The sequence below is a fragment of the Baaleninema sp. genome (assembly GCF_049974805.1).
Classification (GTDB): Bacteria; Cyanobacteriota; Cyanobacteriia; order Cyanobacteriales; family Geitlerinemataceae; genus Baaleninema.
This window is the reverse complement of sequence record NZ_JBNGCO010000225.1, coordinates 1-2,201: the sequence shown is the minus strand read 5'-3', so window position 1 is coordinate 2,201 and position 2,201 is coordinate 1. Positions and strand designations below refer to the sequence as shown.

Sequence of the window (2,201 nt, the reverse complement as noted above, 5' to 3'; positions counted from 1 at the left end):
CGCCGATGTCTTCGTTGGTGATGTGGCTGGCGTCGGTGGTGTCTAGGGTGTCGCTGCTATCTTCGGTGTCGCTGCTATTTTCGGTGTTGCTGCTATCTTCGGTGTCGCTGCTATCTTCGACTTCTGTGGGGTCGATCGATCCCGTTTCTTCTGTATTTTCACTGAAGTTATCTGGGTTGTCACTTGGTGAAATGTCGATCGAATCGCTGTCATCTCCGCCATCAACTAAACCACTTGGCGTATAGATGGGTTCGAGAATAAAGGTTTGCGCGTTTTCTTCTCTGTTTGGTTGTTTTTTAACTTTGCTTTGGAACCATTTGGTGAAGATAGAAGAACTCATGGCTATAGATGCTCCTGATGGCTGAAAATCTTTTACAGTCTCGATTACACGCGATCAATCTGGCTCGATCGATCCATATTATTTCGTATTTTTATCCGTAATAATACGGAAAACATACAACCCCAATGGGTCTTTTGATTTGACTCTAAATTACTCGATTTCTCCTAACTTGTCTGTAAATTTCCGGTAAAGCGATCAACCCATATCCGTATATTTACGAGTAGGTATATCCTCCCTAATTAACTCGGTCAAAATTTTCGATTTTTACGGGAATGGGGTTAATAATTTACATCTTTTAACAATTCAAGCCGTAAATGTATCGATCGCGCCTCGAAAAATTAGGGAGATCGATCGCGTGAATTCCCCACCTCAAAAGCGATACATCCAGTTCGGAATCAAACGGCTTCTGTAACTTCACAGAATCTTTAAAAAAGCCGTCAAAAAAAATCCCCAGTTTCCGAAAAACTGAGGACATCCATTGACGAGAGCCATGCACCTAACTGCGTAAAAGTTGCTGAATCATTCGCTGCGCTTGACTCGCATAACCACTACCGAACAAATTAAAGTGATTGATGATGTGATAGAGGTTGTACAGCGTTTTGCGGCGATCGTAACCCTCATCCAGCGGCCATTCCTCGTTATAGCCCTGATAAAACGCCCCCGAAAAGCCGCCGAACAACTCCGTCATCGCAATATCCACCTCGCGATCGCCATAGTACGTCGCTGGGTCGAAAATGACGGGTTCTCCATCCGCCGTCACCGAAGCGTTACCCCCCCACAAATCCCCGTGAACGATCGAGGGAATCGGCTGATGTCCCGCCAACAACTGGGGAATCTTCTCCACCAACGCCTCCCCACCGTCGAAACGCATCCCCTTACGGGCGGCTAACCGCAACTGAAAGCGAATGCGGTGTTCGGCGAAAAACTCCGCCCAGTCCTCCGTCCAAGTATTCACCTGGGGCGTCGAACCGATGGTGTTGTTGCGATCCCAACCGAAGCGATCGCGGGTTCCGGTACGGTGCATCTGCGCCAACTGACGCCCCATTTGTTCCCAAACCTGAGAACCTCCGCCCCGACCGCGCAAATCCAGCCATTCCATCACCAGATAGGCGGAATTTCCCGCCGTTCCCCAACAAATCGGCTTAGGAACGCGAATCGTATGGGTTTCCCACATCTCCTTCACCCCCACCGCTTCGGCGGCGAACATATCCGCAGCAGAGGCTTGATTGAGTTTGACGAAGAAAGTGCGTTTTCCGTCGGAAATGGTACTCCCTTGACTGATACAGCCACCGCCGACGGATTGGTTCGTCGAGATACCAAACGGTTCTCCAGTGGCTTCGGTAATATGCGCGGCGATTTGCTCCCACATAGGACGTTGTAATTGCTCGTGAACGATTACGGAAAGCCTATGTCAGTCGTCGCTAGACTTGCAAACCGAAATAGGTTAAAACCAGTTCGGACTCTCCCGTGTTAGTGATTTCGTGGACTTCTCCCACTTCTACCGAAAATTTTGGGGTTAGAGCCTCGCCCTTCTAGGGCGACTTTTTGATTGCATATTTCAACGATCTTTGCTAGTCTAAAAACAGGTTATGCCGTTTTTAGGTGATGATTAACCTCACGTATCAGTACAAGCTTGCGCCCACCCAACAGCAGCAACAGACCTATGACGAATGGCTAGAAACCTCTCGTCGGGTCTGGAACTATGCTTTAGCAGAGCGCAAAGACTGGTACAAGTCGAGAGCCTGTCTCATCGACCGATGCTCTCTTCGAGGTGAGTACATTATTCCCCCCGACGCGCCCCGACCCAGCTTTTCAAGCCAGTGTAAAGCCTTAACCCAAGCTCGAAAAATCTATCCTGAGC

General features: G+C 48.9%; 3 protein-coding genes. 1 reads left to right on the top strand and 2 read right to left on the bottom strand.

The features are described from left to right. Together ACP5D4_RS21475 and ACP5D4_RS21470 are read right to left on the bottom strand one after the other, a co-directional pair. On the bottom strand, positions 1-340 hold a 340-nt coding region (locus ACP5D4_RS21475; protein WP_428013641.1), incomplete at its 3' end, for a hypothetical protein. Between the two features lie 496 nt (positions 341-836). After that, on the bottom strand, positions 837-1,709 hold the full coding sequence (locus ACP5D4_RS21470) for a fructosamine kinase family protein (protein ID WP_428013640.1): 873 nt from the start codon (positions 1,707-1,709) through the stop codon (positions 837-839). A 236-nt stretch (positions 1,710-1,945) separates the two neighbouring features. On the opposite strand from ACP5D4_RS21470, the gene ACP5D4_RS21465 reads away from it, so the two are divergent. Further along, on the top strand, positions 1,946-2,201 hold a 256-nt coding region (locus tag ACP5D4_RS21465; protein ID WP_428013639.1), incomplete at its 3' end, for a helix-turn-helix domain-containing protein.

Excerpts from the sequence above, each read along its gene's own strand:
- ACP5D4_RS21470 (WP_428013640.1), bottom strand. The coding sequence starts at position 1,709 with ATGTGGGAGCAAATCGCCGCGCATATTACCGAAGCCACTGGAGAACCG.